At 74.0% G+C, this 22,691-nt stretch carries 20 protein-coding genes; 13 read left to right on the top strand and 7 right to left on the bottom strand.

Annotated features, from left to right (window positions below; translation table 11 throughout):
• The first annotated feature begins 344 nt into the window (after window positions 1-344).
• From ACFYNO_RS00100 to ACFYNO_RS00045, 12 genes are all read left to right on the top strand, one after another.
• Window positions 345-1,598: an acetyl-CoA carboxylase biotin carboxylase subunit family protein gene (locus ACFYNO_RS00100; RefSeq protein ID WP_388002572.1), complete on the top strand. Its 1,254-nt coding sequence runs from the start codon at window positions 345-347 to the stop codon at window positions 1,596-1,598.
• Window positions 1,599-1,646: 48 nt separating this feature from the next.
• On the top strand, window positions 1,647-2,960 hold the full coding sequence (locus ACFYNO_RS00095) for an MFS transporter (RefSeq protein ID WP_388002569.1): 1,314 nt from the start codon (window positions 1,647-1,649) through the stop codon (window positions 2,958-2,960).
• A 182-nt stretch (window positions 2,961-3,142) separates the two neighbouring features.
• Window positions 3,143-4,159: a ParB N-terminal domain-containing protein gene (locus tag ACFYNO_RS00090; RefSeq protein WP_388002566.1), complete on the top strand. Its 1,017-nt coding sequence runs from the start codon at window positions 3,143-3,145 to the stop codon at window positions 4,157-4,159.
• A 4-nt stretch (window positions 4,160-4,163) separates the two neighbouring features.
• A complete protein-coding gene (locus ACFYNO_RS00085; RefSeq protein ID WP_388002563.1) occupies window positions 4,164-5,189 on the top strand; it encodes an FAD-dependent oxidoreductase in 1,026 nt (341 codons plus the stop codon).
• A gap of 142 nt (window positions 5,190-5,331) precedes the next feature.
• Entirely contained in the window at window positions 5,332-6,621 is a 1,290-nt protein-coding gene (locus ACFYNO_RS00080; RefSeq protein ID WP_388002560.1) for a lysine N(6)-hydroxylase/L-ornithine N(5)-oxygenase family protein, read from the top strand.
• A 30-nt stretch (window positions 6,622-6,651) separates the two neighbouring features.
• Window positions 6,652-7,053: a cupin domain-containing protein gene (locus tag ACFYNO_RS00075; protein WP_388002557.1), complete on the top strand. Its 402-nt coding sequence runs from the start codon at window positions 6,652-6,654 to the stop codon at window positions 7,051-7,053.
• Window positions 7,050-8,642 carry a class I tRNA ligase family protein gene (locus ACFYNO_RS00070; RefSeq protein WP_388002554.1) on the top strand — a complete coding sequence of 531 codons (1,593 nt, stop codon included), beginning with the start codon at window positions 7,050-7,052 and terminating at the stop codon, window positions 8,640-8,642. Before ACFYNO_RS00075 ends, ACFYNO_RS00070 begins: the two co-directional genes overlap by 4 nt.
• Before the next feature lie 21 nt (window positions 8,643-8,663).
• On the top strand, window positions 8,664-9,914 hold the full coding sequence (locus ACFYNO_RS00065) for an ATP-grasp domain-containing protein (RefSeq protein WP_388002551.1): 1,251 nt from the start codon (window positions 8,664-8,666) through the stop codon (window positions 9,912-9,914).
• Complete coding sequence (locus ACFYNO_RS00060) at window positions 9,911-10,291, top strand: hypothetical protein (protein ID WP_388002548.1); 381 nt, start codon at window positions 9,911-9,913, stop codon at window positions 10,289-10,291. The genes ACFYNO_RS00065 and ACFYNO_RS00060 overlap by 4 nt, the downstream gene beginning before the upstream one ends.
• 8 nt (window positions 10,292-10,299) lie before the next feature.
• The gene (locus ACFYNO_RS00055) at window positions 10,300-11,424 is read left to right on the top strand and encodes a hypothetical protein (protein WP_388002545.1); all 1,125 of its coding nucleotides are present in this window, start codon (window positions 10,300-10,302) and stop codon (window positions 11,422-11,424) included.
• A gap of 106 nt (window positions 11,425-11,530) precedes the next feature.
• Window positions 11,531-12,406 (top strand): dimethylargininase, encoded by an 876-nt coding sequence (gene ddaH, locus ACFYNO_RS00050; RefSeq protein ID WP_388002542.1) that lies wholly within the window; start codon window positions 11,531-11,533, stop codon window positions 12,404-12,406.
• The gene (locus tag ACFYNO_RS00045; RefSeq protein WP_388002539.1) at window positions 12,403-13,770 is read left to right on the top strand and encodes a hypothetical protein; all 1,368 of its coding nucleotides are present in this window, start codon (window positions 12,403-12,405) and stop codon (window positions 13,768-13,770) included. Before ddaH ends, ACFYNO_RS00045 begins: the two co-directional genes overlap by 4 nt.
• 9 nt (window positions 13,771-13,779) lie before the next feature.
• Here ACFYNO_RS00045 and ACFYNO_RS00040 read toward each other — a convergent pair whose 3' ends face one another.
• Both ACFYNO_RS00040 and ACFYNO_RS00035 read right to left on the bottom strand, forming a co-directional pair.
• Window positions 13,780-15,114: a DUF2254 domain-containing protein gene (locus ACFYNO_RS00040; protein ID WP_388002536.1), complete on the bottom strand. Its 1,335-nt coding sequence runs from the start codon at window positions 15,112-15,114 to the stop codon at window positions 13,780-13,782.
• A 24-nt stretch (window positions 15,115-15,138) separates the two neighbouring features.
• Complete coding sequence (locus tag ACFYNO_RS00035) at window positions 15,139-15,600, bottom strand: MarR family winged helix-turn-helix transcriptional regulator (RefSeq protein ID WP_388002533.1); 462 nt, start codon at window positions 15,598-15,600, stop codon at window positions 15,139-15,141.
• Between the two features lie 141 nt (window positions 15,601-15,741).
• Between ACFYNO_RS00035 and ACFYNO_RS00030 the strand changes: the two genes are divergently transcribed.
• Complete coding sequence (locus tag ACFYNO_RS00030) at window positions 15,742-16,155, top strand: organic hydroperoxide resistance protein (RefSeq protein ID WP_388002530.1); 414 nt, start codon at window positions 15,742-15,744, stop codon at window positions 16,153-16,155.
• A gap of 24 nt (window positions 16,156-16,179) precedes the next feature.
• Here the strand turns inward: ACFYNO_RS00030 and ACFYNO_RS00025 are convergent, their stop codons facing one another.
• The 5 genes from ACFYNO_RS00025 to ACFYNO_RS00005 are packed head-to-tail and all read right to left on the bottom strand — an operon-like array spanning window position 16,180 to window position 22,049.
• Complete coding sequence (locus tag ACFYNO_RS00025) at window positions 16,180-17,355, bottom strand: MFS transporter (protein WP_388004259.1); 1,176 nt, start codon at window positions 17,353-17,355, stop codon at window positions 16,180-16,182.
• 8 nt (window positions 17,356-17,363) lie between these two features.
• Window positions 17,364-18,824 carry an FAD-dependent oxidoreductase gene (locus ACFYNO_RS00020; RefSeq protein ID WP_388002527.1) on the bottom strand — a complete coding sequence of 487 codons (1,461 nt, stop codon included), beginning with the start codon at window positions 18,822-18,824 and terminating at the stop codon, window positions 17,364-17,366.
• A complete protein-coding gene (locus ACFYNO_RS00015) occupies window positions 18,821-19,198 on the bottom strand; it encodes a hypothetical protein (RefSeq protein WP_388002524.1) in 378 nt (125 codons plus the stop codon). Before ACFYNO_RS00015 ends, ACFYNO_RS00020 begins: the two co-directional genes overlap by 4 nt.
• On the bottom strand, window positions 19,195-20,613 hold the full coding sequence (locus ACFYNO_RS00010) for an aspartate aminotransferase family protein (RefSeq protein WP_388002521.1): 1,419 nt from the start codon (window positions 20,611-20,613) through the stop codon (window positions 19,195-19,197). Before ACFYNO_RS00010 ends, ACFYNO_RS00015 begins: the two co-directional genes overlap by 4 nt.
• On the bottom strand, window positions 20,610-22,049 hold the full coding sequence (locus ACFYNO_RS00005) for an NAD(P)/FAD-dependent oxidoreductase (protein ID WP_388002518.1): 1,440 nt from the start codon (window positions 22,047-22,049) through the stop codon (window positions 20,610-20,612). The genes ACFYNO_RS00010 and ACFYNO_RS00005 overlap by 4 nt, the downstream gene beginning before the upstream one ends.
• Window positions 22,050-22,691 lie beyond the last annotated feature (642 nt).

The following is a 22,691-nucleotide window of genomic DNA, read 5'->3' as shown; positions in this document are numbered from 1 at the left end:
TTCCGGTCGGAATTCCCAGGGCCCGGTCCATTCACTGAATGAAAGCGCCGGTCTCCCGCGCGTTCAACCGCGGGAATCGGATGGTTGAACGCGTCCGTGATCCCGCAACCGTCCCGCCCGGCGGTCCGATCCGTTCCCGGTGGCGGTAGTTGACGGATCATCAGTGCAGGTCAGGGGCGTGCTTCCGGGCAGTTCGACAGAGCGTTGGCGAACTGTCCGCAAGACTGTCGACACTGTGTCAGGAACGCTTGTAGCTTGTGGGTCGAATTCGCCGGGACTCCGTGGCGGCGACCCCATCCGTGCTCGGACGAGCGGGGGGAGAGGGAGTCCAGGAAGGGATTGAAATGATCACCGGCAACGGAGCGGCAGCGCGGCCGCTCCTCCTGCTGCTCGCGACCGGCATGCGGTCCTATCGGGAGTACCTGCTCCGATCGATCGCCTCCGAGTTCCGGGTGCACCTCTTCCACACGGTGGAACCCACCTGGGAGCGCGAGTACCTGAGCGGCTGGACGGTGGTGCCGGACAGCTACGACGGACCGGCGATGGCGGCCACCGCCGCCGCGCTGCACGGCGAGCAGCCCTTCGACGGGGTGCTCTGCTGGGACGAGGCCCGGATCCACGCCGCCTCGTACATCGCCGGCGCGCTCGGCCTGCCGAACGGCGACCCCGCCGTGCTCTGGCGGCTGCGCGACAAGGCGCAGACCCGGGCCGCGCTGGCCGCCGCCGGGCTGCCGCAGCCCGCCTCCGTCCCGGTCGGCACCGAGGCCGAGGCGCGGGCCGCCGCCGAGCGGATCGGCTACCCGGTGGTGCTCAAGCCGCGCGGCTTCGGCGCCAGCGTCGGCGTGATCCGGGTGGACGGGCCGGAGCAGCTGGCCGCCGGCTTCGCCTTCACCAGCGCCGCCACCCTGCCCGACCCGATCACCTACAACTCCGCCGAGCCCTACCTGGTCGAGGAGTGCGTGACGGGCGAGGAGGTCAGCGTCGACGCCGTGGTGCAGGGCGGCAAGGCGGTGCCGCTCTTCGTCGGCCGCAAGGTGGTCGGCTACCCGCCCTACGCCGAGGAGGTCGGCCACCACGTCGAGGGCGCCGACCCGCTGCTCGCCGACGCCGGCTTCGCCGACCTGCTCACCGCGATCCACGCCGCGCTCGGCTTCACCGACGGCTGGACCCACAGCGAGTTCATGCTGACCGCCGACGGTCCCCGGTTGATCGAGGTCAACGGGCGGCTCGGCGGCGACCTGATCCCCTACCTGGGCCGGCTCGCCACCGGCATCGACCCCGGCCTGGCGGCCGCCCGGGTGGCCTGCGGACTGGCCCCGCAGACCACCCCGACCCGGGCCCGCAGCACCGCGATCCGGTTCTTCTACGTGGCCGAGGACGACACCGAGATCGGCAGCATCGGCTTCGACGAGCGGCGGCTGCCCGCCGAGGTGGACCGCGCCGTCGCCGTCGCCGCCCCCGGCGCGGTGGTCTCGCCGCCGCCCAAGGGCACGCTCTGGGGCCGGATCGCCTACACCACGGTGGCCGCCGACAGCCGTACCGCCTGCGACCGCGCGCTGGACGCGGCCGCCGCCGCGCTGCTCGTCGAACCCGCCTGACGGGGCGGCGGCCGTGCGGACCGATTCGACCGAAGGACCGGGCAGCGGATGAGCGAGCAGGCGACGGCCGGGAGCACCGGACCGTGGACCACCTTCACCGAGTCCCCGCTCGCCGTGAAGGCGATCCTGGCCGGGGTGGTGATCAACCGGCTGGGTGCGTTCCTCAGCATCTTCCTGGTGCTCTACCTGACCGCCCGCGGCTACTCGGCCGACCAGGCCGCGCTGGCCCTGGGCGGTTACGGCGCCGGCGGGGTGGCGGGCGTGCTGATCGGCGGCGCGCTGGCCAACGCGCTGGGCGCGCGCAACGCCACCGTGCTGAGCATGACCGGCTCGGCACTGCTGCTGGTGCTGGTCTACTACGTGCACAGCTACCCGCTGATCGTCGGCTCGGTGGTGCTGGTCGGGCTGTTCCAGACCATCTACCGGCCGGCCTCGGCCGCGCTGCTCTCCGAACTCACCTCGGCCGAGCGCCAGGTGATGGTCTTCGGGATCTGGCGGCTGGGGCTCAACCTGGGCACCACGCTCTGCCCGCAGCTCGGCTTCGGCCTCTACCGGCTGGGCGGGCACGGGTACGGGATGCTGTTCTGGGGCGAGGCGGCGGTGGCGCTGGCGTACGCGGTGCTGGCGTTCGCGACGCTGCCGGGCAAGGCGGCGCAGCAGGGGAGTCCGGCGCAGGACGGCGACAGGGCCACCGGCACGGCCACGGGCTCGCGCACGGCCTCGGCCTCGGCCGGGAAGGAGAGCTATCTGCAGGTGCTCAGGGACACCCGCTTCGTCTTCTTCCTGCTCGCCTCGCTGGCCAATGCGATCATCTACTCGCAGTACCTCTCCACCCTGCCGCTGGACGTGGCCCGCTCCGGGGTGAACGTCTTCTGGTACAGCCTGGCGGTCTCGGCCAACAGCATCATCGTGATCGCGATCGAGCTGCCGCTGACCAAGTTCACCCAGCGGTGGCCGATCCGGATCACCGCGGGCTGCGCCTTCGCGCTGGTCGGGCTCGGCGAGGCGTTCTACGGGCTGCCGCTGGGCGCGGCGGTGATCCTGATCGGCACGCTGATCTGGACGCTCGGCGAGATCCTGGGCGGGCCGACCCTCTTCGCCTACCCGGGGCTGGTCGCGCCCGAGCGGCTGAAGGCCCGTTACATCAGCAGCTTCCAGCTGATGTTCACCGCCGGCACGGCGATCGGCCCGGTGGTGGGCGGCTTGCTCTTCCAGCGCCTGCACCACGGGGTCTGGCCGGTGGTGGCGGTCTTCGCGGTCTTCTCGACCGTGTTCGGCGCGCTCGGCATCCGGCCGATCCAGCCGCTGGTCGAGGCGCGGACGGCCGGCGCGGAGGCCGAGCCGGTCGCCGAAGGGGTCTGAGGACCGGGCCCGCCCGGCGCCCGGGCGGTGCGACGCGCGGCAATCCCGCGCGGCCCGCCGCCCGGCCGCCCGCTCCGCCGCGCAGCGCACACCGCGCCGCTCGAAGCTGCTCGAAAGACCCGGGCCCCGTGACATGGCGCCCGGTGACGGTTCTGGCACCAAAAGCTGCCCGGGGGGCATCGATGAGACCTGTGGAGCTGATCCCGCTCGACACCCTGCGGCCCGGGGACTCGCCCCGGTTCCAGCCGGTGGACGAGGAGCACGTGCGCCGACTGGCCGAATCCGAGGCCGAGTTGCCGCCGATCCTGGTGCACCGCGTCACCATGCGGGTGATCGACGGCGCACACCGGCTGAGCGCCGCCCGCCGCAAGGGCGCGCAGCACATCACCGCCGAGTTCTTCGACGGCACCGAGGCCGACGCCTACATCATCGGCGTGCGGGCCAACGTGGCCCACGGCCTGCCGCTCACGCTGGCCGAGCGGAAGGCGGCGGCCCGGCGGATCGTCGAGCTGCAACCCGAGCTCGCCGACCGGGCGGTGGCCCGCACCACCGGCCTCGCCGCCAGCACGGTGGGCACCATCCGCCGGCAGTGCGCCAGCGAGGCGGCCCGCTGCGCCACCCGGGTCGGCCAGGACGGGCGGCTGCGGCCGGTCGACGGCGGCGAGGGGCGGCGGCGGGCGGTGGCGGTGATCAGGGACAGCCCGGACGCCTCGCTGCGGGAGATCGCGCAGGCCGCCGGCGTCTCGCTGGGCACGGCGCACGACATCCGGGCCCGGCTGGAGCGCGGCGAGGACCCGCTACGGGCCGGCCGGGGCGGGGAGGCGGCGGAGGCCGCCGGCGTGGCCGCCCTGGAGCCGGCCGGGGCGGGGGTGGCCGCGCTGGGGCCGGCCGACCCCGGGTTACCACCCGCCGTGCCGCGGATCGGCCGGGCCGCCGCCGTGCCGCGGGCGCACCGCGCCGAGCCGTTCGCCGGTCTGGAGACCCTGCGGCGCGACCCCTCGCTGCGGTTCACCGACCACGGGCGGGCGCTCTTGGTCTGGCTGCACCGGCGGCTGGTGGTGGTCGGGGAGGCGGAGGACGAACTGGACAGCATCCCCTCGCACCTGCTGCCGGTGGTCGCCGAACTCGCCGAGGAGTGTGCCGAGATCTGGCACCGCCTGGCCCTCGAACTCCAGTGCCGTGCCCAGCAGACCGGCTGACCCGGTGAGCGGCCCGCGCACCCCGGTGGCGATCATCGGCGGCGGTCTGGCCGGCGCGGCGCTCGCCTGGCGGCTCGGCCGACTGGGCTGCCCCGTGACCCTGTTCACCGGCGGCGCGCTGACCGGGCGGGATGCCACCGAGGCCTCCGGCGGGCTGCTGCGCGGCTACGAGACCGACCCCGAGGCCGCCCGGCAGGCGCAGCTCGGGCTGGCCGAGCTGCGGGCCAGCCCCGAACTGCGGGACTGGGCCGGCTACCGCGAGCTCCGCTCCGCCTACCTGCTGCGGCCCGGCACCGACCCGGGCGAACTCCCGCCGGGGGCCCGGGCCGTGGAGGCCGCCGAGCTGCCGGTCTTCCGCCGGCTGCCGCCGGGCACGGTGGCGGTGCTGGAGCCGGCCGCCGGCTGCCTGTCGCCGGCCCGGCTGCGGGCCGCACTGCTGGCCGCGGTCTGGGAGGACGGCGGCACGCTGCGCCATGAGGCCGTCCAGCAGCTCTCGCCCGACGGGGAGCTGACCAGCGGATCGGGCGGGCGCGAGCGCTTCCGCACGGTGGTGCTGGCCGCCGGACCATGGACGCCGGGGCTGCTGCGGCGCTGGGGGCTGCCGGACCAGGGGCTGCGGGTGAAGCAGATCCAGTACACCCTCGGCCGGGCCGCACTGCCCGGGCTGCCCGCCTTCGTGGACGAGACCACCGGGCTCTACGGCCGCCCCGACGGGCCGGGCCGCGCGCTGCTCGGGCTGCCCACCGACAGCTGGCCGGCGGACCCGGGCGCGCTGCGCCCGCTACCCGCGCCCGAGCTGGCCCGCCGCGCGGCGCAGCGGCTGGGGCTGGCCGACTGGCCGGGCCCGGCCGCCCGCACCGTGACGGCCGCCGACTGCTGGGCCCCGGCGGACCGGCCGGGCGGCCTGCGGCTGCGCCCGCTGCCGCCGGGCGGGTTCGCCACCTTCACCGGCGGCACCGGCGGCGCGGCCAAGACCGTGCTGGCGGCGAGCCGGACGGCGGCTGCCGAACTGCTCGAAGGAATCTCCTGATTAACCGTCAACTGCTTTGAAAAATCGTTCAGTTGAACGTCTTGTCGGCAACTCGGCCGAATGATTGGCTTCCGGACACACCAGCCACCCGACCGCGGCGGACCGCCCGGGGTGGCCCCGTACCCCTCGAAAGGAGACGGCCTTGGCACGCCAGGACGTGGAACTGCTCGCCATCGGCGCCGGCCCGGCGAATCTCGCCCTGGCGGTGGCGCTGGAGGAACTGGCCCCCGCGGAGCTCGCCGACCGGACGGTGATCGCCGAGCAGTACGACTCGGTGGTCTGGCAGCGCGGCATGCTGCTGCCGTGGACCCAGAGCCAGGTCTCCTTCCTCAAGGACCTGGTCACGCTGCGCAACCCGACCAGCCGCTTCTCCTTCGTCAACTACCTGCACAGCTCCGGCCGGCTGGACGAGTTCATCAACCTGGGCAGCTTCACGCCCTACCGCCAGGAGATCTCCGGCTACCTGCAGTGGGTCGCCGACTCGCTGGGCCGGGTGCGGATCGACTACGGCCGCCGGGCCACCGCGATCACCCCGCAGCTCGGCGCGGGCGGCCGGCTGACCGGCTGGATCACCGGCTTCACCGACGGCTCCGAGGTGCACTCCCGGGACGTGGTGATCGGCGCCGGCCGCGACCCCCGGGTGCCCGCCGAGTTCGCCGAGCTGCCCGCCGAACGCGTCATCCACAGTGTGGAGTTCAGCGAGCGGATCGGCCGGCTGGACCCGGCCGCCAAGCACCGGTTCGTGGTGGTCGGCGGCGCACAGAGCGCGGCCGAGCTGCTCTGGGCCGTGCACCAGGGCTTCCCGGCCTCGGACACCACCATGGTGATGCGCTCGATCGGCCTGAAGAACTACGAGTCCAGCAAGTTCACCAACGAGGTCTACTACAGCTCGTTCATCGACGACTTCTTCCAGGCCCCCGGCCCGGCCCGGGAGCAGCTGCTGCGCGAGATGCACCTGAGCAACTACGCGGGCCTGGCCCCGGCCATGCTGGACACCCTCTACCGGCAGCGCTACCTGGAGCGGCTGGCCGGCGAGGAGCGGCTGAAGCTGGTCACCATGACCGACATCACCGCCGCCCGCGAGCAGGACGGCGAACTGCGGCTCACCCTGACCGACCGCCGCACCGGCCAGACCTCCGAACTGGCCGCCGACCACCTGCTGCTGGGCACCGGCTTCGACGGCCGGATGCCCGCCCTGGTGCGCGGCCTGGCCGAGCGGCTGGGCCTGGCCGAGACCACCGTGGACCGCAACTACCGCCTGGTGGTGCCAGGTTCGCCGGACGGCCCGGCGGTCTACCTGCAGGGCGTCAACGAGGCCACGCACGGCATTGCCGACTCGCTGCTGAGCGTGCTGGCCGCCCGCTCCAGCGAGATCGTCTCCGACCTGCTCCGGGACCGGGTGCGGCCCGGCCTGCTCGCCGACGTCGCCTGACCCGCCGCCCCGAACCCTCAGGAGCCCCCGATGACCATGGAGATCCGCCCGCTCGACCGCTCGCGGCTCGTCTTCGAGTACGACCTGCACACCCAGCGACTCTTCCCCTGGCCGCTGCTGAACGCGCCGTTCCAGGGCTGCTGGTCGATCGTCGAGCCCGGCACCTCCTCGCGCCCGCACGCGCACCACGAGTACGAGATCTGGATCGCCGCCAAGGGCGCGGGCGAGATCGAGGCGGACGGGGCGCGGCGCCCGTTCGCCGCCGGGGACGTCGTCCACTTCACCCCCGGCACCGAGCACTTCGCGCTGAACGACAAGGGGGCCGGGGAGAACCTGGAGTTCTACTCGATCTGGTGGGACACCGAACTGGCCGTCGCCTTCCTGGACCGGCACGCCGCCGAGACCGACCAGCGGGCGCAGGAGGGCGAGTGAGCGCCGCCGCGCCGCGCCCGCGCATCCTGGTCGCGGCCACCCCGACGCCCAACGGCGACCTGCACCTGGGCCACCTGGCCGGCCCCTACCTGGCGGCCGACGTCTACGCCCGCCAACTGCGCGCCGAGGGCGTCCCGGTGACCTGGACCACCACCACCGACGACAGCCAGACCTATGTGATCGCCAGCGCCGCCCGGCTGGGCACCACCCCCGAGCGGCTGGCCGCCGACTCCGCCGCCGCGATCGAGCACTCGCTGCGCACCATGGCGATCGACCTCACCAGCGCCACCGACCGCTCGCTGCCGCCGGTGGACGGGCGCACCCGGGCGGCCGTCACCGAGTTCGTCACCGCCCTGCACGCCACCGGCCGGCTGCGCGGGCGCACCGTGCGGCTGCCGTACGGCGAGCGCACCGGGCGCCACCTCTACGACGGGCTGCTGGCCGGCGGCTGCCCCGCCTGCGGCGCGGGCAGCAACGGCGGCGTCTGCGAGGACTGCGGCGCACCGAACAACTTCGACGAACTCGCCGGCCCCCGCTCCACCGTGGACCCGCAGGAGCCGGTCGGCCACCGCGAGGTCCGGATCCTGGTGCTGCCGCTGGAGGACTTCCGGGCCGAGCTGACCGCCTACTTCGGGCAGGCCGCCGCGCACTGGCGCCCCCGCCCCGCCGCGCTGGTCGAGCAGCTGCTCGCCGGGCCGCTGCCCGACCTGCCGGTCACCGTGCCGGGCGACTGGGGCGTGCCCGCGCCCTTCGAGCAGACGCCCGGCCAGGTCGTCTACCCGTGGGCCGAGGCGATGGCGCTGGCCATGTACGCCACCTGGTGGGCCAACGGCCAGGATCCGCACCTGCCCTACGACTGGTACTGGCGGGCCGAGCAGGGGGCCGAGCTGGTCCTGCTGCACGGCTTCGACAACGTCTACCACTGGGGCCTGGTGGCGCTGGTGCTGCTGCTCGCCTTCGGCGACCGCTACGTGCTGCCCGCCGCCGGCGTGGTCAACGAGTTCTACGAGCTGGAGCACGCGAAGTTCTCCACCAGCCGGGCCCACCTGATCCGCGCCACCGAGCTGGTGGAGCAGGGCGTGCCGCGCGACCTGATCCGGTTCCACCTGGCCGCCACCCTGCCCGAGCTGGCCCGGACCAACTTCACCCGGGCCGAGCTGGACGAGCTGACGCAGCGTCGACTCATCGAGCCCTGGGGCCGGTTGGCGACCGCGATCGACCGGCTGTCCGAGGGCCAGGACGGCGCACCGGTGCCGGTCGGCTCCGCCGCCCGGCAGCGGGCCGCCCGGCTCGCGGCCGAACTCCGCGGCTGCTACCGGCCGGTGGACTTCAGCATCGCCAGGGCCGCCCGGCTGCTCGCCACCCACCTCGCGGAGCTCGCCGAACTGGCCGAGCAGGGCGCGCCGCTGGGCGACCTGCTGGCCGGCGCCCAGGCGCTGCTGGCCTGGTCGGCCCCGATCCTGGTGGACACCGCCGAGGCCGCCCGGGCGGCCGGCCTGGACCTCGACCAGGAGACCGCCGCCCGGGCCGAGAAGATCACGCCGTTCCGGCTGACCCCGCTGCCCACCCACCGCGCCACCACCGGCTGAGAGAGCGAAGGACCGTCGCAGATGAAGCTGCTCGCCATCGAGAGCGCCCAGAACAAGGAGTACTACAAGTCCCGCTACCAGCAGGTGATCGAGCTCGGCGTGGACCTCTACGTGCTGAACGGCGAAGGGGACCCGGAGTTCTGGCCCGCCGACCGGTACCGGCTGGCCGGCAGCCGGGAGGCCGCCAAGCTGGTCGAGCTCGCCCGGGAGTGGCACCGCACCGAGCGGTTCGAGGGCGTGATCACCTTCAACGAGGCGGGCGTGGTCGCCGCCGCCGTGGTCGCCGAGGCGCTGGGCCTGCCCGGCCTCGGCCTGGAGGCCGCCGTGGCCAGCCGCAACAAGTACCTGATGCGCCAGGCCCACCAGCGCGGCGCCGCCGCCCACCCCGGCTTCCGGCTGGCCGCCACCGAGGCGGAAGCCCTGGCGGCCGCCGAGGAGTTCGGCTACCCGGTGATCGTCAAGCCCACCCTGGGCGCGGCCAGCAACTTCGTCTTCAAGGCGGACACCCCCGAGGAACTGGCCGAGCGCTACCGGCAGGCCGCCGACGGCCTGGCCGGGATGTACTGGTCGCACGCCGAGGCCGCCGGGGTGGACCTCGGCCCGGACGGGCTGCTGATCGAGTCCTTCCTGGACGGCCGGGAGCTGCTGATCGAGGCGCTGGCCTGGGACGAGGAGGTCTACCTCGGCTCGGTGATCGACCGGATCACCGTCGAGGGCGCCACCTTCGACGACGACGTGCACCACGGGCCCACCACCCTGACCGCGGACGAACTCGCCGCCGTGCACCGGGTGGTGAAGGCTGGCATGCAGGCCCAGGGCCTGCGCCGCAGCGTCGCCCACGCCGAGGTGCGGTTCCACCGCGGCGAGCCCTACCTGCTGGAGATCGCCGCCCGGGTCGGCGGCGGCGGGCTGGACGAGTGCGCCCGGCTGACCGCCGGCTACGACCCGATCCGGGCCGTGGTGGACGTGGCCCGCGGTGTGAAGCCCGAGGTGCGGCACTACCGGCCGACCGGCACCCACATCACCGCGATGTGCCTGATCAGCGAGGAGAGCGGGACGATCCGGGAGATCGAGGTGCCCGAGCGGGTCAGCTCCTCCGACCGGGTCTTCCTGCTGAAGCTGACGGCCAAGCCGGGCGACACCAATCTGCGCCCGCCGCACGGCAATTCGATCATCGGGTTCCTCGGCACCATGGGCAGCTCCTGGCCGGAGGCGATGGACACCATGATGGAGTTCGCCGACCTGATCAAGGTGGCGGTGGACCCGCGATGACCGACTCCGCACTGCGCATCGACTACGACGGCCGCCGGTTCCGCCCGGTCAGCGAGGACCCGGAGGAGGCCGGCCGCTCGGCCCGCTACCACCAGCAGGGCGACCTGCTCTGGGGCGAGTTCGCCGGCGGGGACACCCGCCGCGGGGTGCTCACCGGCGTCTGCTCGGCGGACGGCGTGCTGGACTTCGCCTACTGCATGGTGCTCGGCTCCGGCGAGGTGGTCTCCGGCCGCTGCCACTCCGAGCCCAGCACGCTGCCCGACGGCCGGATCCTGCTGCGCGAGTGGTGGGAGCGGTACGGGCGCGACGGCGACAGCGGCATCTCCTACCTGGAAGAGGTGCCGGCCCCCGCCACCGCACCGGCCTCCGAGGCCTGAGCCGCCCGATGCCCGAGCTGATCGAGGCCGTTCGGCAGGCCGTCGCGGCGGGCGGCGCACCGCCCGCCGACGTGCGGCTGGCGCTGGCCCAGAGCGGCGACCCCGAACTGCTCGGCACCGCGGGCCGGTTGCTCGGCCGGCTGGGCGAGCGGCCGGGAGCCCTGCGGCCGGTCCGGCTGCTGCTGGTGGCCGACTGCCCGTCCGGGCCGCTCGCCCCGCTGCTGCGGGCGGTCCTGGTGGCGGCCGGCGCCTGGCCCGGCGCCGAGCCGGAGCCGTCGACCGGGCGGGCCGACCCGTGCTTCGAGGCCCAACTGGCCGGCGCGGCCGCCGAGCTGGTGGTCGTCCTGCTGGACGAACGCTGGTTCCTGCCGCACCGGTTCGACCTCACCGACCCCGACCCGCTCGGCGCCCACCTGGCCGGCCGGCTGGACCGGCTGGCCGCCCTGGCCGCCGCCGCGCTGGACTCCGGCACCGCCACCCTGGTGCTGCACACCGTGCCGCTGCCCAGGCGGCTGCGCGACACCGTGCTCGGCCTGCACGCCCGGGGCGTGCTGACCCGGCACTGGTCCCGGCTCAACTGCGGGCTACTGGAGCTGGCCGGGGCCGACGGCCGGATCCAGGCGGTGGACCTGGCGGGCCTGCTGGCCACCGCCGGCGGCCCGGCCCGCTCCGGCGCCGCCGGGTACAGCGACGCGGCCCTGCTGCTGCTCGCCCAGGAGGTGCGGCGGATCGCCCAGGCGCGGCTGGGCCTGTCGCGCCGGGCGCTGGCGCTCGGCCCGGACGCGGCCGGCTGGCCCGCCGAGCTGGCCCGCACCGTGCGCCGGCTGGCCGACCAGGGCGTGCGGCTGCTCCCCGCCGACCCGGCCGGCTGCCACCGCGGCGCCGAACCGCCCCTCCCCGCCGAGCTGTTCGTCCGGCACCCGGCCGGCTGGACCTCCCGGGCGGGCAGTCTGCGCCGCGCCGCCGAGGCCCTGGGCCTGGGCCCGGAGGCGGTGGTCTTCCTCACCGGCTCGGGCTTCGAGCGCGGCCACGTCGCCGCCGAACTGCCCGAGGTGGCGGTGGTGGACGGGGCCGCCGACCCGGCCCGGCTGGTCGAGGCGCTGCTCGGCCACGGCTGGTTCGACCAGCCGTAACCGCCCGTACTCCGCGCGGTGCTCCACTCGTCCCGGCGGGCCCACAAGGCCCGTTCGCCCGGACCACTCCGAACCCGAGACCGCTCCGAACCCGAGGAAGTACGACATGCCCTGCACCGACGTCATCAGCAGCCGGACCGAGCCCGCGCCGGTCCGGGTGGCCCGACCCCGCCGGCTGCTGATGTGCCGGCCCAGCCACTTCGAGGTGTGCTACTCGATCAACCCGTGGATGCACCCCGAGAAGCCGGTGGACAACAGCCTCGCCGTGCTCCAGTGGGAGCGGCTGCGCGAGCTCTACGCCTCGCTCGGCCACACCGTGGAGGTGCTGGACCCGCTGCCCGGCCTGCCCGACATGGTCTTCGCCGCCAACGGCGCCACGGTGGTGGACGGCAAGGTGCTCGGCGCCCGGTTCCGCCACGTGCAGCGCACCGCCGAGGGCCCGGCCTACCTCTCCTGGTTCCTGCGCAACGGCTACCAGGACGTGCTCTGGCCCGAGCACATCAACGAGGGCGAGGGCGACTACCTGGTGGTCGGCCGCCGCATCCTGGCCGGCACCGGCTTCCGCACCGACCAGCGCTCGCACGCCGAGGCGCAGGAGTTCTTCGGCCTCCCGGTGACCGGGCTGACCCTGGTCGACCCCAACCACTACCACCTGGACACCGCGCTGGCGGTGCTCTCCGACACCGAGATCATGTACTGGCCGGAGGCGTTCACCCCCGGCTCGCAGGCGGTGCTGCGCGAGCTCTACCCGGACGCGGTGCTGGCCAGCGCCCAGGACGCCGCCGTGTTCGGCCTGAACGCCTTCAGCGACGGCCGCAACGTGCTGCTGCCGCAGGCCGCCGCCGGGCTGATCGCGCAGCTGAAGGAGCGCGGCTTCGAGCCGATCGGCGTCGATCTGTCCGAGCTGCTGAAGGCCGGCGGCAGCGTCAAGTGCTGCACCCTGGAGCTGCGGGACGCCCCGGCCGGCCGGCGCGAGCCATGACCGGCGGTGCGGAGCTGACCGCGCTGTACCACCGCCGGGTGCGCGAATCCGGCGCCACCGCCGCCGAGTTGACCGGCCGGCTGCCGCGGACCGAGCACCTGACCGCCGCCTACGGCGGGGGGTTCCTCTCCCGGCCGCTCTTCCTCGGCCACCACGAGAAGACCGCGCTGGAACGGGACCTGGCGCACTGGCACCGGGCCCTGGAGAGCCTGCCCGACCGGCTCTTCGAGGGCGACCTGGCTGCCTTCGCCCGTGCGGTCGGCATGACGGAGGTGCAGGTCGCGGCCGTGCTCAAGGGCCGCGGCGAGCGGATGACCAGGCAGTCCAGGGCCGACCTGCACCGCACCGCGGACGGCTTCAAGATGCTGGAGTGCAACCTGGGCAGCGCACTGGGCGGGCTGGACAACGGCGAGATGGCGGCGGCGCTGCTGGAGCACCCGGTGCTGGCCGGCTTTGCGGCCGAGCACCGGCTGACCCACGTGGACACCACCGAGGTGCAGGTCGCCAACACCCTGCTGGAGTCCGGCTACGCGCGCACCGACCGCCCGGTGGTGGCGCTGGCCGACTGGCCGAGCAGCTACCAGCAGCTGGCCCCGTACAACCGGCTGCTCTGCGACCGCTGGGCGGGCTACGGCCTGGAGGCCCACCCGTGCCACCTCGGCGAACTGACGGTCCGTCAGAAGCGAGTGTGGCTGCACGGCCGGCCGATCGACCTGGTGGTGCGCACCTTCATGGTGGAGGACCTGCTGGAGTCGCCGGGCGCGCCCGCGCTGATGGCCCCGGTGCTGGAGGCCGCCGAGGCGGGCTGGGTGCGGATCTTCACCCCGATGGAGACCGAGGCCTTCACCAGTAAGGGCGCGCTGGCGCTGCTCTCCGACGAGCGGCACCGCGGGCTGTACGACCCCGCGGAGCTGGCCGCGCTGGACCGGCTGCTGCCGTGGACCCGGCTGGTCCGGGAGGGCCGGGTGACGCTGGCCGACGGCGAGCGCGGCGACCTGCTGGCCCACGCGCTGGCGCACCGCGAGGAGCTGGCGCTCAAGCCCACCCTCTCGCACGGCGGCCGGGGCGTGCTGCTCGGCTGGGACCGCGAGATGACCGCGGAGCGCTGGGAGCGGGCCGTCCGGGAGGCGGTCGACGGGCCGTACCTGCTGCAGCGCCGGGCCGAGCCGCTGCCCGAGCAGTTCCTGGACGACAGCGGGGAGTGGTCGGACTGGGTGGTCACCTGGGGCGTCTTCAGCGGGGCCGACGGGTTCGCCGGCGCGCTGACCCGGGCGGTGCCGGCCGGCTCGGCGAACACCGTGGTCAACGTCGGCAACGGGGCACTGGTCTCCTCGCTGCTGTTCGAGCGGGAGCCGGCGGTCTGAGCCCGGCCGCTACTGCCGGGCGGCGTGCGCGGCCAGCACCGCGAGGTAGCGCCGGTGCACGTCCGCCTGGTCGGCGGGCTCGGTGACGGTGGCCGCGCTCTGCCGGTCGATCATCTCGGCCTGGGCCAGCAGCACCACCCGCTGGCCCGGCGTGCGGGTGGCGGCCATGATCTCGGCCAGCGCGTCCAGCTGCCGGATCAGCACCGCCGGCATCCCCGCGCCCGCCTGCCGGATCTTCTCGAACGACCGCTGCACCAGCCGCTCGTAGCCGACCGGCTGGGTGATCACCCGGATCTGCCCGTCCGCGTCCCGGTGCACCGGGTCCGGCTGCCAGCTGCGGGCGATCCGGCACAGCCCCTCGCCCAGCCAGTCGATGCAGGCCAGCGCGGTGAAGGTGTCGTTGACGGCGGTGGAGAGCGCCCGGATGGCGATCTCCACCAGCTGGTCCACGGCGAAGGAGATGTCCTGGGCCAGGGTCCGGGACGGGCCGGTCAGGTGTGCCCGGGCGAAGCTGCGGGCCACCGCGGGCGCCGCCTCCGGCGGCCAGACGGTGGCCAGCCGGTGCCCCTGCACCAGGAAGTGGCCCGGCCGGTGGTCCAGCCGGATCACCGCGTCCAGCTGGTCGGCGATCCGCACCAGGCTGCGGTGCCGGACGAACTGCAGGTAGCCGCTGGTCGGCGCCGTCACCGGCACGCCCGCCTCGTCCAGCCGGGCGTTCAGCTCCGCAGCCGAGGGCCCGCGCCCCGGACCGCCGCCCTGCGGCATCCCGGCGCCCGCCTCGATCGCCTGCGACAGCTCGGCCGCGATCGAGGCGATCACCAGCGGGAGCTGGATCGAGACGGCGATGTGGTGGATGAAGTAGATCAGCACCGCCAGGTCGGCCAGCACCAGCACCAGGCAGCAGGTGATCGACAGGTGCGGCACGAAGTCGCCGTGGGTGCCCGGTCCGATCGAGATCAGCGCCAGGATCGCGTAGACGAAGGTGCCGACGAAGGTGCCCAGGGTCAGCTGGGTGGACCGGTCCCGGATGAAGTTGCGCAGCATCCGCGGCCCGAACTGGGTGGAGGCCAGGGTGAGCGTGACGATCGTGATCGAGAAGACCACGCCCACCACGGTGATCAGCGCGGCCGCGATCGCCGTCAGGATCTGCCGCGCCGCGTCGGCCGTGCCGCTGATCACGAAGGACGGCAGGGTGAGGTCGCCGCGGTAGGCGGCCCGGTCCAGTTCCCAGGTGGTCAGGAAGAGCAGGGCGGCGACGACCACCTCCGCGGTCGGCACCAGCCACAGGTTGGTCCGCAGCGCCTCCCTGCGCCACTGGGACTCCAGGTGGACCCGGTTGATCACCTCTCCAGGGTAGGTGGACCCCGCTCAGCCTGCCGTGGTGGCGGCGTCCAGCGACTCGGTGAGCCGGACGATCCGGTCGCGCAGCTCGGTCACCTCGAAGAGGTCGAGCCCGGTGGCCTCGGCGGCCCGGCGGGGGAGTTCGACGGCGCGTTCGCGCAGCGCCGCGCCCGCCTCGGTGGGCCGGACGGTGACCGAGCGCTCGTCGGCGGCGCTGCGCTCGCGGACCACCAGGCCGTTCGCCTCCAGGCGCTTGAGCAGCGGGGAGAGGGTGCCGGAGTCCAGCCGCAGGTGCTCGCCGATCTGCTTGACGGGCAGCGGGCCGCGCTCCCAGAGCACCAGCATCACCAGGTACTGCGAGTAGGTCAGGCCGAGCTCGTCGAGCGTGTCGCGGTAGAGCGCGGTGAAGGCGCGGGAGGCGGCGTGCAGGGCGAAGCAGATCTGGTTGTCCAGTCGCAGCCAGTCCGCATCCACCTCGTCAGTGCTCATACACCGAGGCTACCACTCGGGTTGTCCGCCAATTAGTTGTGCGCAACTGAATTGTGTGCAACTATCGATCCCGTACCGAGCCGCAGGGCCTCCGGGCCCGCGGACGCCACGCCGGACCAGCAGAGAAGGACGGACATCACCATGAGCGCGATCTACACCGCCGTCGCCACCGCCACCCACGGCCGCGAGGGCCGCGCCGTCAGCTCCGACGGCAAGCTGGACGTGCAGCTGGCCATGCCGCCGGCGCTCGGCGGCAACGGCCAGGGCACCAACCCCGAGCAGCTCTTCGCCGCCGGCTACGCGGCCTGCTTCGCCAGCGCGCTCGGCCTGGTCGGCCGCGAGGCCGGGGTGGACACCTCCGAGGCCGCCGTCACCGCCGAGGTGGGCATCGGCAAGGACGAGGCGGGCTTCGGCCTGGAGGTCGTGCTGCGGGTCGAGCTGCCGGACGGCCTGGACCGCGGCACCGCGCAGCAGCTGGTCGAGCAGGCCCACCAGGTCTGCCCGTACTCCCGCGCCACCCGCGGCAACATCCCGGTGCAGCTCGTCATCGAGTAAGGCGGAGCCGCGGCTGGTCCGGGCTCAGGCCTCCTTCGCCGCCCGGACCAGCCAGACCGTCGCCGCCAGGCAGCCGACCGAGACGGCGCCGAGGATCAGCGGGACGGAGCGGATGCCGGCTTGTTCGATGGCACTGCCGAGCACGGGGCCGGCGGCGACGCCGCCGACCATCGAGGCGGCGATGACCAGGGCCCCGGCCGCGCGTGCCCGGGGCGCGGCGCGGTTGAGCCAGGGCAGGCCGGTGGGGAAGATCGGCGCGATGAAGAGGCCGACGCCGGCGTAGGCGAAGGGCGCGAGCGGGCGTATCGAGGCCAGCAGCAGGCAGGCGGTCATCCCGGTGCAGGCGACGGCGATGATCTGCTGGGCGGAGTAGCGCAGGGCGAGCGGGGCGACCAGGAAGCGGCCGAGGGTCATCATCAGCCAGTAGACGGAGGTGGCGGTGGCGGCCAGGCCGGCGCCGTAGCCGATGGTCTCCAGGTGGGTGGGCTCCCAGCCGCCGACGCCGGCCTCGATGCCGACGTGCAGGACGTAGAGCAGGACGAAGACGCCGAGGACGGCGGCCAGGCTGCGGGTGCGGGCACCGGTGGCGGTGCTGCCGGCCGGCTCGCGGGGGGTGTCGCGGACGCCGCTGAGGCAGAACGCCAGCGGCAGGCAGGCGAGGGCGAAGGCCCAGAAGACGACGGTGTAGTGCTGGGCACCGACCGCGCCGACCAGCACCGGGCCGAGGATGGCGCCGATGCCGAAGTGGGCGTTGAGGATGTTCAGCATCGCGGTGGAGCGGTTGCCGAAGGCGACGGCGAAGAGCTGGTTGAGGCCGTAGTCGATGCCGCCGAAGCCGAGGCCGGCGATGAGTGCGCAGGCCAGGGCGGGCGGCCAGGAGGGGGCGAGGGCGAAGCCGGCGGCGCCCGCGGCCATCAGCAGGTGGGAGCCGGCCAGCACGATCCGGTTGCCGACCCTGCCGTAGATCCGGTCGAAGAGCAGCACGCCGGCGACTCCGCCGGCGAAGTGCGCGCTCAGGGCCAGGCCGGCCGCTGCCGGGGAGAGGCCGAACCTGGGGCGCAGGCCGGGGATGGCGGGGCCGTAGAAGGCCTGCAGCGCGCCGATCAGGACGAACGCCGCACAGGAAGCGATGACGGCGGTGCGGCTGAACACCCTTGGCGGCAGCTCGGGTTGGGCGTGGTGGTGCGGTTCTGCTGCCATGGTGTCGGTCACTGGTGCTCCAGGTGGCGGCCCACGATCTCGTGGGCGAAGGACATGATGGTGCCCTGTGGACTGATGCCGGTGGCGCCCGGCAGGACGCTGGCGTCGCACAGGTGGAGGTTGCGGAAGCCGTGCGGCCGCCCGTGGTCGTCGCAGACGCCGCCGCGTTCCGGGCGGGCGATGCGGCAGGTGGCCATGCCGTGCACCGAGACCAGCTCCCAGTCGCCCGGGCGGACGTCGGCGCAGAACCGGTCGGCTTCGGCCGGGCTGCGCAGGGTCGGTGCGCCGGAGACCGGCGGGACCAGCTCGACGGCGCCGGCGGTGAACAGCAGCCGGGCGGTGCGGCGGAACGCCAGGCGCAGGGCGTGGTGGTCGGCGCGGGTCAGGCCGTGGCGCAGCAGCGGCGAGCCGGCGAGCACGCCGGCCAGGGCGGCCGGGCCCTGCAACTGGACTTGGGTGGTGAACATCCCGAGCCGGTCGCGCTGCGCGAGCAGGGAGTTGACGGTGTGCGGGTCGCGGCCGGCCAGGGCCGCGCCGAGGCCGCCGGGGGTGAGGTTGGAGGGCATGACGAGCAGGCCGTGCTCGGTGAACTCGTTGACCTGGGCGGTGAACATGGTGCCGCGTTCGGCGTCGACGGGTTGGTCGAAGCGGGCGATGGTGCGCAGGTTGAGGTGCAGGGCCAGGGTGCGGCCGGCGCGGTGGCGCTGGATGGAGCTGCGGCGCAGCAGGACGGGGCTGCCGATCGGGCCGGCGGCCAGGAAGACGGTGCGCGGGCGGTAGCGCAGGGTACGGCCGTCGGCGCGGGTGGCGAGGACTTCGCGGACCCGGCCGCGGTCGTGCAGCAGCCGGGTCGCCCGTACCCCGGGTTCGATGACGGCGCCGGCCCGTTCGGCCTGCGGGAGGTAGCTGAGGGCCATGGACTGCTTGGCGCCGCTGGGGCAGCCGGTGGCGCAGCGGTTGCGGTGCAGGCAGCCGCGGACCGCGCGTTGGGGGTGCTGCCAGCGCCAGCCCAGTTCGTCGGCCGCGGCGGCGAGCAGGCGGGAGTCCTGGTTGCCGTCGCCGTGCTGCTGCACCGTCATGCCCAGGCGCCGGGCGGCCTCGGCGAAGTGCGGGGACAGGGTGGGGCGGCGGAAGCCGTCGTATCCGGTCCAGGCCGCCCAGCGGTCCAGCAGGGCGGCCGAGGGCTCCCAGAACAGGCCGCCGTTGACCACGGTGGTGCCGCCGACGCAACTGGCCTCGCCGTAGGCGATGGTGGGGGCGCCGAAGATCGCGGTGGCGCCCGCGTTGCGGTAGAGGCGGTGCATGGAGTCGGCGGGGGAGGCGGCGGCCAGCTCGGCGGTGGTCACCCGCGGTCCCTCCTCCAGCACGGTCACCGACCGGCCGGCGCGGGCGAGTTCCAGCGCGGCGACCGCGCCGCCCGCGCCGGAACCGATCACCAGGGTCTCGCAGTCCACGAGTCGGGTGCTCATGCGGGGGTGCCCGGCAGGGTGCTGTTCGGGGTGCCGTCGAGCGCGCCGAAGAGGGCCAGGGCCGTGACCGCCCGCAGCACCTCGGCGTAGCCGGGGGTGCGGCGGAGCCGGGCGAGTCCCTGGCGGAGCGCCGGCCCGTTCGTCCCGGCCAGCTGGTGGCGGGTCAGGGCCCAGAAGGCGGTGGGCAGCAGGCGCAGTGCCGCGGTCACGCCCCAGCGGTAGCCGGCGGGCATCCGGGCCAGGCTGCGGGCGGCGTGCCGCACGCCGCGCTGCTGCGCGTCGCGGGTGCGCAGCGCCTCGTACTCGCAGGGCCAGACGCCGGGCAGACCGGAGGCCAGCAGGGCGCGGTGCAGGCGCCGTTCGGGGCCGGTCATCCGGTCACCTTCTCCCGGACCAGGCCGGTGAGCAGCCGGACGGCGCCCTGGTCCAGCACCTCGTCCAGGGCCTGGAGGAAGAGCTGGGCCTCGTCCGCTCCGGCCACCAGCGGCGGCGAGACGATCAGCGCGATCAGCCGGTTGGAGCCGAAGAAGGTGAGGATGCCGTGGTCGCGGTAGAGCGCCGCGATCACCGCGCCGGTCAGCAGCTTGGCCACCATCTGCGGGTCGCGCGCCGCGCCGGGCGGCAGGATCGAGCGCAGGGCTGGCGGGATGCGCGGGCCGGGGGTGAGGAACACCCCGTGCAGCGCCCCGCGGCCCTTGACGTCGCGCACCAGGCGCGAGTGCCGGGCCTGGATCTTCGCCAGGCCGGAGCCCAGCAGCTCGTCCAACTCCCGGGCCCGGCCCGGGAAGTCCTCCTCCACCACGATCGACACCGCCTCCAGCGCGGTGGCGGTCTCCTCGCCGAAGCCGTAGTAGGTGGTGGAGTGCAGGGTGGCGTCGGAGAGGTTGTCGTAGGCGGCCCGGAAGACCGGCTCGCGGGCGATGTAGCCGGAGATCGAGGCCTTGCCGCCGCCGAAGGACTTGGAGGTGGTGACGATGTCCGGCACCAGGCCCGGGTGGTGCATGAAGTGGAAGAGCGCGCCGGTCTTGCCCCAGCCCGTGTACACCTCGTCGAAGATCAGCACGATGTCCTTCTCGGTGCAGATCCGGCGCACCTCGCGCAGGAAGTGCGCCGAGCACTCGCGCAGGCTGGAGGCGGAGAACGGCTCCAGCACCACCGCGTAGACGTCGCTGCCGCCTGCCGAGTCGGTGTGCCGCTCCAGCGCCAGCAGGAAGGAGTCCAGGTCGTCGTAGCCGAAGCTGTCCGTGCCGGGGATGCGCGGATAGGGGAAGTGCACCTCGGGCGAGGCGGTCAGGCTGCCCGCGCCCATCAGCTTGCCGTGGAAGGCGATGTCGCTGTGCAGCACGGTGCCGCGCCGGCCCTTGTGGTACTTGTACGCCAGCTTGACCGCGCCCTCCACCGACTCCGCGCCGGAGTTGGGGAAGTAGCTGATGTTCAGGTCGCCCGGCAGCAGCGCCGCCAGGTTGTGGCTCAGCGCCGCCACGTACGGCGAGAAGTAGTTCTTGTGGACCTCCATCCGGCGCTGCCGCTGGAACCGCTGCCGGGCGGCCAGGACGCGCGGGTGGTTGTGGCCGTGGCTCAACACGCCCACCCCGCCGGTGAAGTCCAGGATGCGCCGGCCGTCCCGCAGGTGGATCCAGCAGCCCTCGGCGTGGTCCACCAGGTCCCGGCCGAAGCCGAAGGAGCCGATCAGCGAGACCTGGCTGCGGGAGACGTAGCGCCGGTAGAGGTCGTGCACCTGCTCGGTGGTGAGCTGCTCGCACTCGTCCAGGGTGATGAGCTCGGTCATGCGCTGCTCCCGGTCGTGGAGAGAACCTCGGCGGTGCCGGCGGCGGCGCGGCCGGCACGCCGGTCGGCGATCAGGCGGCCGACCCGGCGGCCGTCCCGGACCGCGTAGTTGATGCCGCGGTCCTCGGGGAAGACCTGGGCCATGCCGGCCAGGAACAGCCCGCCGACCGGCGACTCCACGGCGGGCATGGTGCGGGTGTAGCCGGGGGTGATCACCGGCTGCGCGTACGGCGCCCGCCAGACGTGGTAGCGGTCCACCCAGTTGCGGTCGAAGCGCGGGAACATCCGGCGGATGTGCGGCAGGCTGGACTCGAAGACCTCCTCGTCGGACATCGTGTACAGCGCGGCGTCCGTCGGCAGGTACTTGGACAGGTACACCACGTGCTTGCCGCCGTAGCGCTCCGGCCGGTCCAGGTTGGTGTGCTCGATCACCCCGACATAGGGGAAGCTCGGGTCGTTGACGTTCAGCCAGTAGGTGTCGGACAGGCGCCGGTTGTTCTCCAGAACCAGGCAGACGTTGCCCAGGTAGTCCACGCCCCGCCAGCTGCGCAGCAGTTCGGGCAGCGCCAGGTGCTCGGCCGCCGGCTGGTCCAGCAACTCCGCGGCGGCCTGCGGCGCGCAGGTCACCAGCACCTGCCGGGCCGGGTGGAACCGCCCGCCGGCCGTCACCCCCTCCACGCCGCCGGTCTCGCTGACGTGCACCGCATCCACCCGGGTGTTCATGACGAACTCGACGCCGCGCGACTCCAGTCGGGCGCGGAAGGCATCCAGCAGCGCCTCGCAGCCGCCCTTCAGGTAGTACAGCGTCTCCTTGCCGGACTTGGTGCGGCTGCCGCCGCGCAGGTGCAGCTTGGTCCACATCCAGGTGGCGCCCACCTGGTCGGCGTACTTGCCGAACTTGCCGTCCAGCAGCGGGCGCCAGACCACCTCGTAGACCCGGCGCCCGCCGAGCGAGACCAGCCACTCCTCGGCGGTGCGGTGCTCCAGGTCGCGCCAGTGCCTGACCCGCTGCGCGCGCAGCGCGAGCAGGCCCAGGCGGATGCGGTCGGTCATGGCCAGCGGCGCGAAGCGCAGCACGTCCAGCGGGGCGGAGAGCCGGAAGATGGTGTTGGCGTAGTACACGCCGGTCCGGGTCTCGTGCGCCTCCAGCAGTCGGGAGATCCCCAACTCGGCCGCCAGGTCCAGCATCTCCTGATCGGAGGAGAACCAGTGGTGGTAGAACCGGTCCAGTCGGTTCCCGCCCGCCTCGAAGGTGCCGGCCAGCCCGCCGATCTCCGGCTCCGCCTCGATCACCCGGCACCGCACCCCGCGCTCGGCCAGCTCCAAGGCGGCCGACAGGCCGGTGAACCCGGCACCGACGACGACCACGTCGGTGGGGTCGGCTTCCTGTGCTTCTCGTGGTTCCTCGTTGACGCTCTTCGTGTTCGTACTCGGCACGGCTCACCTTCCGGAGGAGGGTTGCGTTGAGTTGCGATGGACGGAGGGGCACAGGCCTGGCGGCAGACGTCGGTCGCCGATGCCCGTGGGCGCCGTGAGTCGGGCGCGCCCCCACGCCGCCCAGCCGAACAGCCGGCGCGCGTCCTCACCGAAGGCCCGCCCCCGGACCCCGTCGTCCGGGTGCCTGCGGGAGGAGTGCGCGCTCACGCTCTGTTCAATGTGACACTACAATTGCACAGGCCTGAGTGTGCGTCAACGTTGGATTCTGATGGGTGGTTTCCGGCCGTTCGACGGCCGGGCCGTGACCGGATCCGGACGGCCGTGGCTGCCGGTGGTATGCGGTGAATCCATACTGAGCAGGAACTTGAGTGGAATCGCGGGCGGCGGCCGGGTGGTTTCCGGTGGTCGCGGCGGAGTGGCGGGCCCGCGTTCGGAACTGTTGATTACTGGGCTCTCTGGCGAGGCGCGCTCAGCGGAGTTGACTGGCTGTCAACTCCGGCCGGCGTGAACGCACGCGGCGCGGGGGGGGGGGGGGGGGGGGGGGCCCCCCCCCCGCCCCCCCCCCGGGGGGGGGGGGGGGGGGCGCGCGGGGGGGGGGGCCCCCGCGCCGGCGCCCCGGGGGGGGGGTAACCCACCGAAAGG

Source organism: Kitasatospora sp. NPDC006697 (assembly GCF_042869935.1).
Taxonomy (GTDB): Bacteria; Actinomycetota; Actinomycetes; order Streptomycetales; family Streptomycetaceae; genus Kitasatospora.
This window is presented reverse-complemented; position numbering and strand designations above follow the sequence as displayed.

What these genes read in the sequence shown, in the direction of transcription:
- ACFYNO_RS00100 (WP_388002572.1), top strand. Translation starts at nt 345, where the DNA reads ATGATCACCGGCAACGGAGCGGCAGCGCGGCCGCTCCTCCTGCTGCTC.
- ACFYNO_RS00095 (WP_388002569.1), top strand. Translation starts at nt 1,647, where the DNA reads ATGAGCGAGCAGGCGACGGCCGGGAGCACCGGACCGTGGACCACCTTC.
- ACFYNO_RS00090 (WP_388002566.1), top strand. Translation starts at nt 3,143, where the DNA reads ATGAGACCTGTGGAGCTGATCCCGCTCGACACCCTGCGGCCCGGGGAC.
- ACFYNO_RS00075 (WP_388002557.1), top strand. Translation starts at nt 6,652, where the DNA reads ATGACCATGGAGATCCGCCCGCTCGACCGCTCGCGGCTCGTCTTCGAG.
- ACFYNO_RS00065 (WP_388002551.1), top strand. Translation starts at nt 8,664, where the DNA reads ATGAAGCTGCTCGCCATCGAGAGCGCCCAGAACAAGGAGTACTACAAG.
- ACFYNO_RS00060 (WP_388002548.1), top strand. Translation starts at nt 9,911, where the DNA reads ATGACCGACTCCGCACTGCGCATCGACTACGACGGCCGCCGGTTCCGC.
- ACFYNO_RS00055 (WP_388002545.1), top strand. Translation starts at nt 10,300, where the DNA reads ATGCCCGAGCTGATCGAGGCCGTTCGGCAGGCCGTCGCGGCGGGCGGC.
- ddaH (WP_388002542.1), top strand. Translation starts at nt 11,531, where the DNA reads ATGCCCTGCACCGACGTCATCAGCAGCCGGACCGAGCCCGCGCCGGTC.
- ACFYNO_RS00045 (WP_388002539.1), top strand. Translation starts at nt 12,403, where the DNA reads ATGACCGGCGGTGCGGAGCTGACCGCGCTGTACCACCGCCGGGTGCGC.
- ACFYNO_RS00035 (WP_388002533.1), bottom strand. Translation starts at nt 15,600, where the DNA reads ATGAGCACTGACGAGGTGGATGCGGACTGGCTGCGACTGGACAACCAG.
- ACFYNO_RS00030 (WP_388002530.1), top strand. Translation starts at nt 15,742, where the DNA reads ATGAGCGCGATCTACACCGCCGTCGCCACCGCCACCCACGGCCGCGAG.
- ACFYNO_RS00025 (WP_388004259.1), bottom strand. Translation starts at nt 17,355, where the DNA reads ATGGCAGCAGAACCGCACCACCACGCCCAACCCGAGCTGCCGCCAAGG.
- ACFYNO_RS00020 (WP_388002527.1), bottom strand. Translation starts at nt 18,824, where the DNA reads ATGAGCACCCGACTCGTGGACTGCGAGACCCTGGTGATCGGTTCCGGC.
- ACFYNO_RS00015 (WP_388002524.1), bottom strand. Translation starts at nt 19,198, where the DNA reads ATGACCGGCCCCGAACGGCGCCTGCACCGCGCCCTGCTGGCCTCCGGT.
- ACFYNO_RS00010 (WP_388002521.1), bottom strand. Translation starts at nt 20,613, where the DNA reads ATGACCGAGCTCATCACCCTGGACGAGTGCGAGCAGCTCACCACCGAG.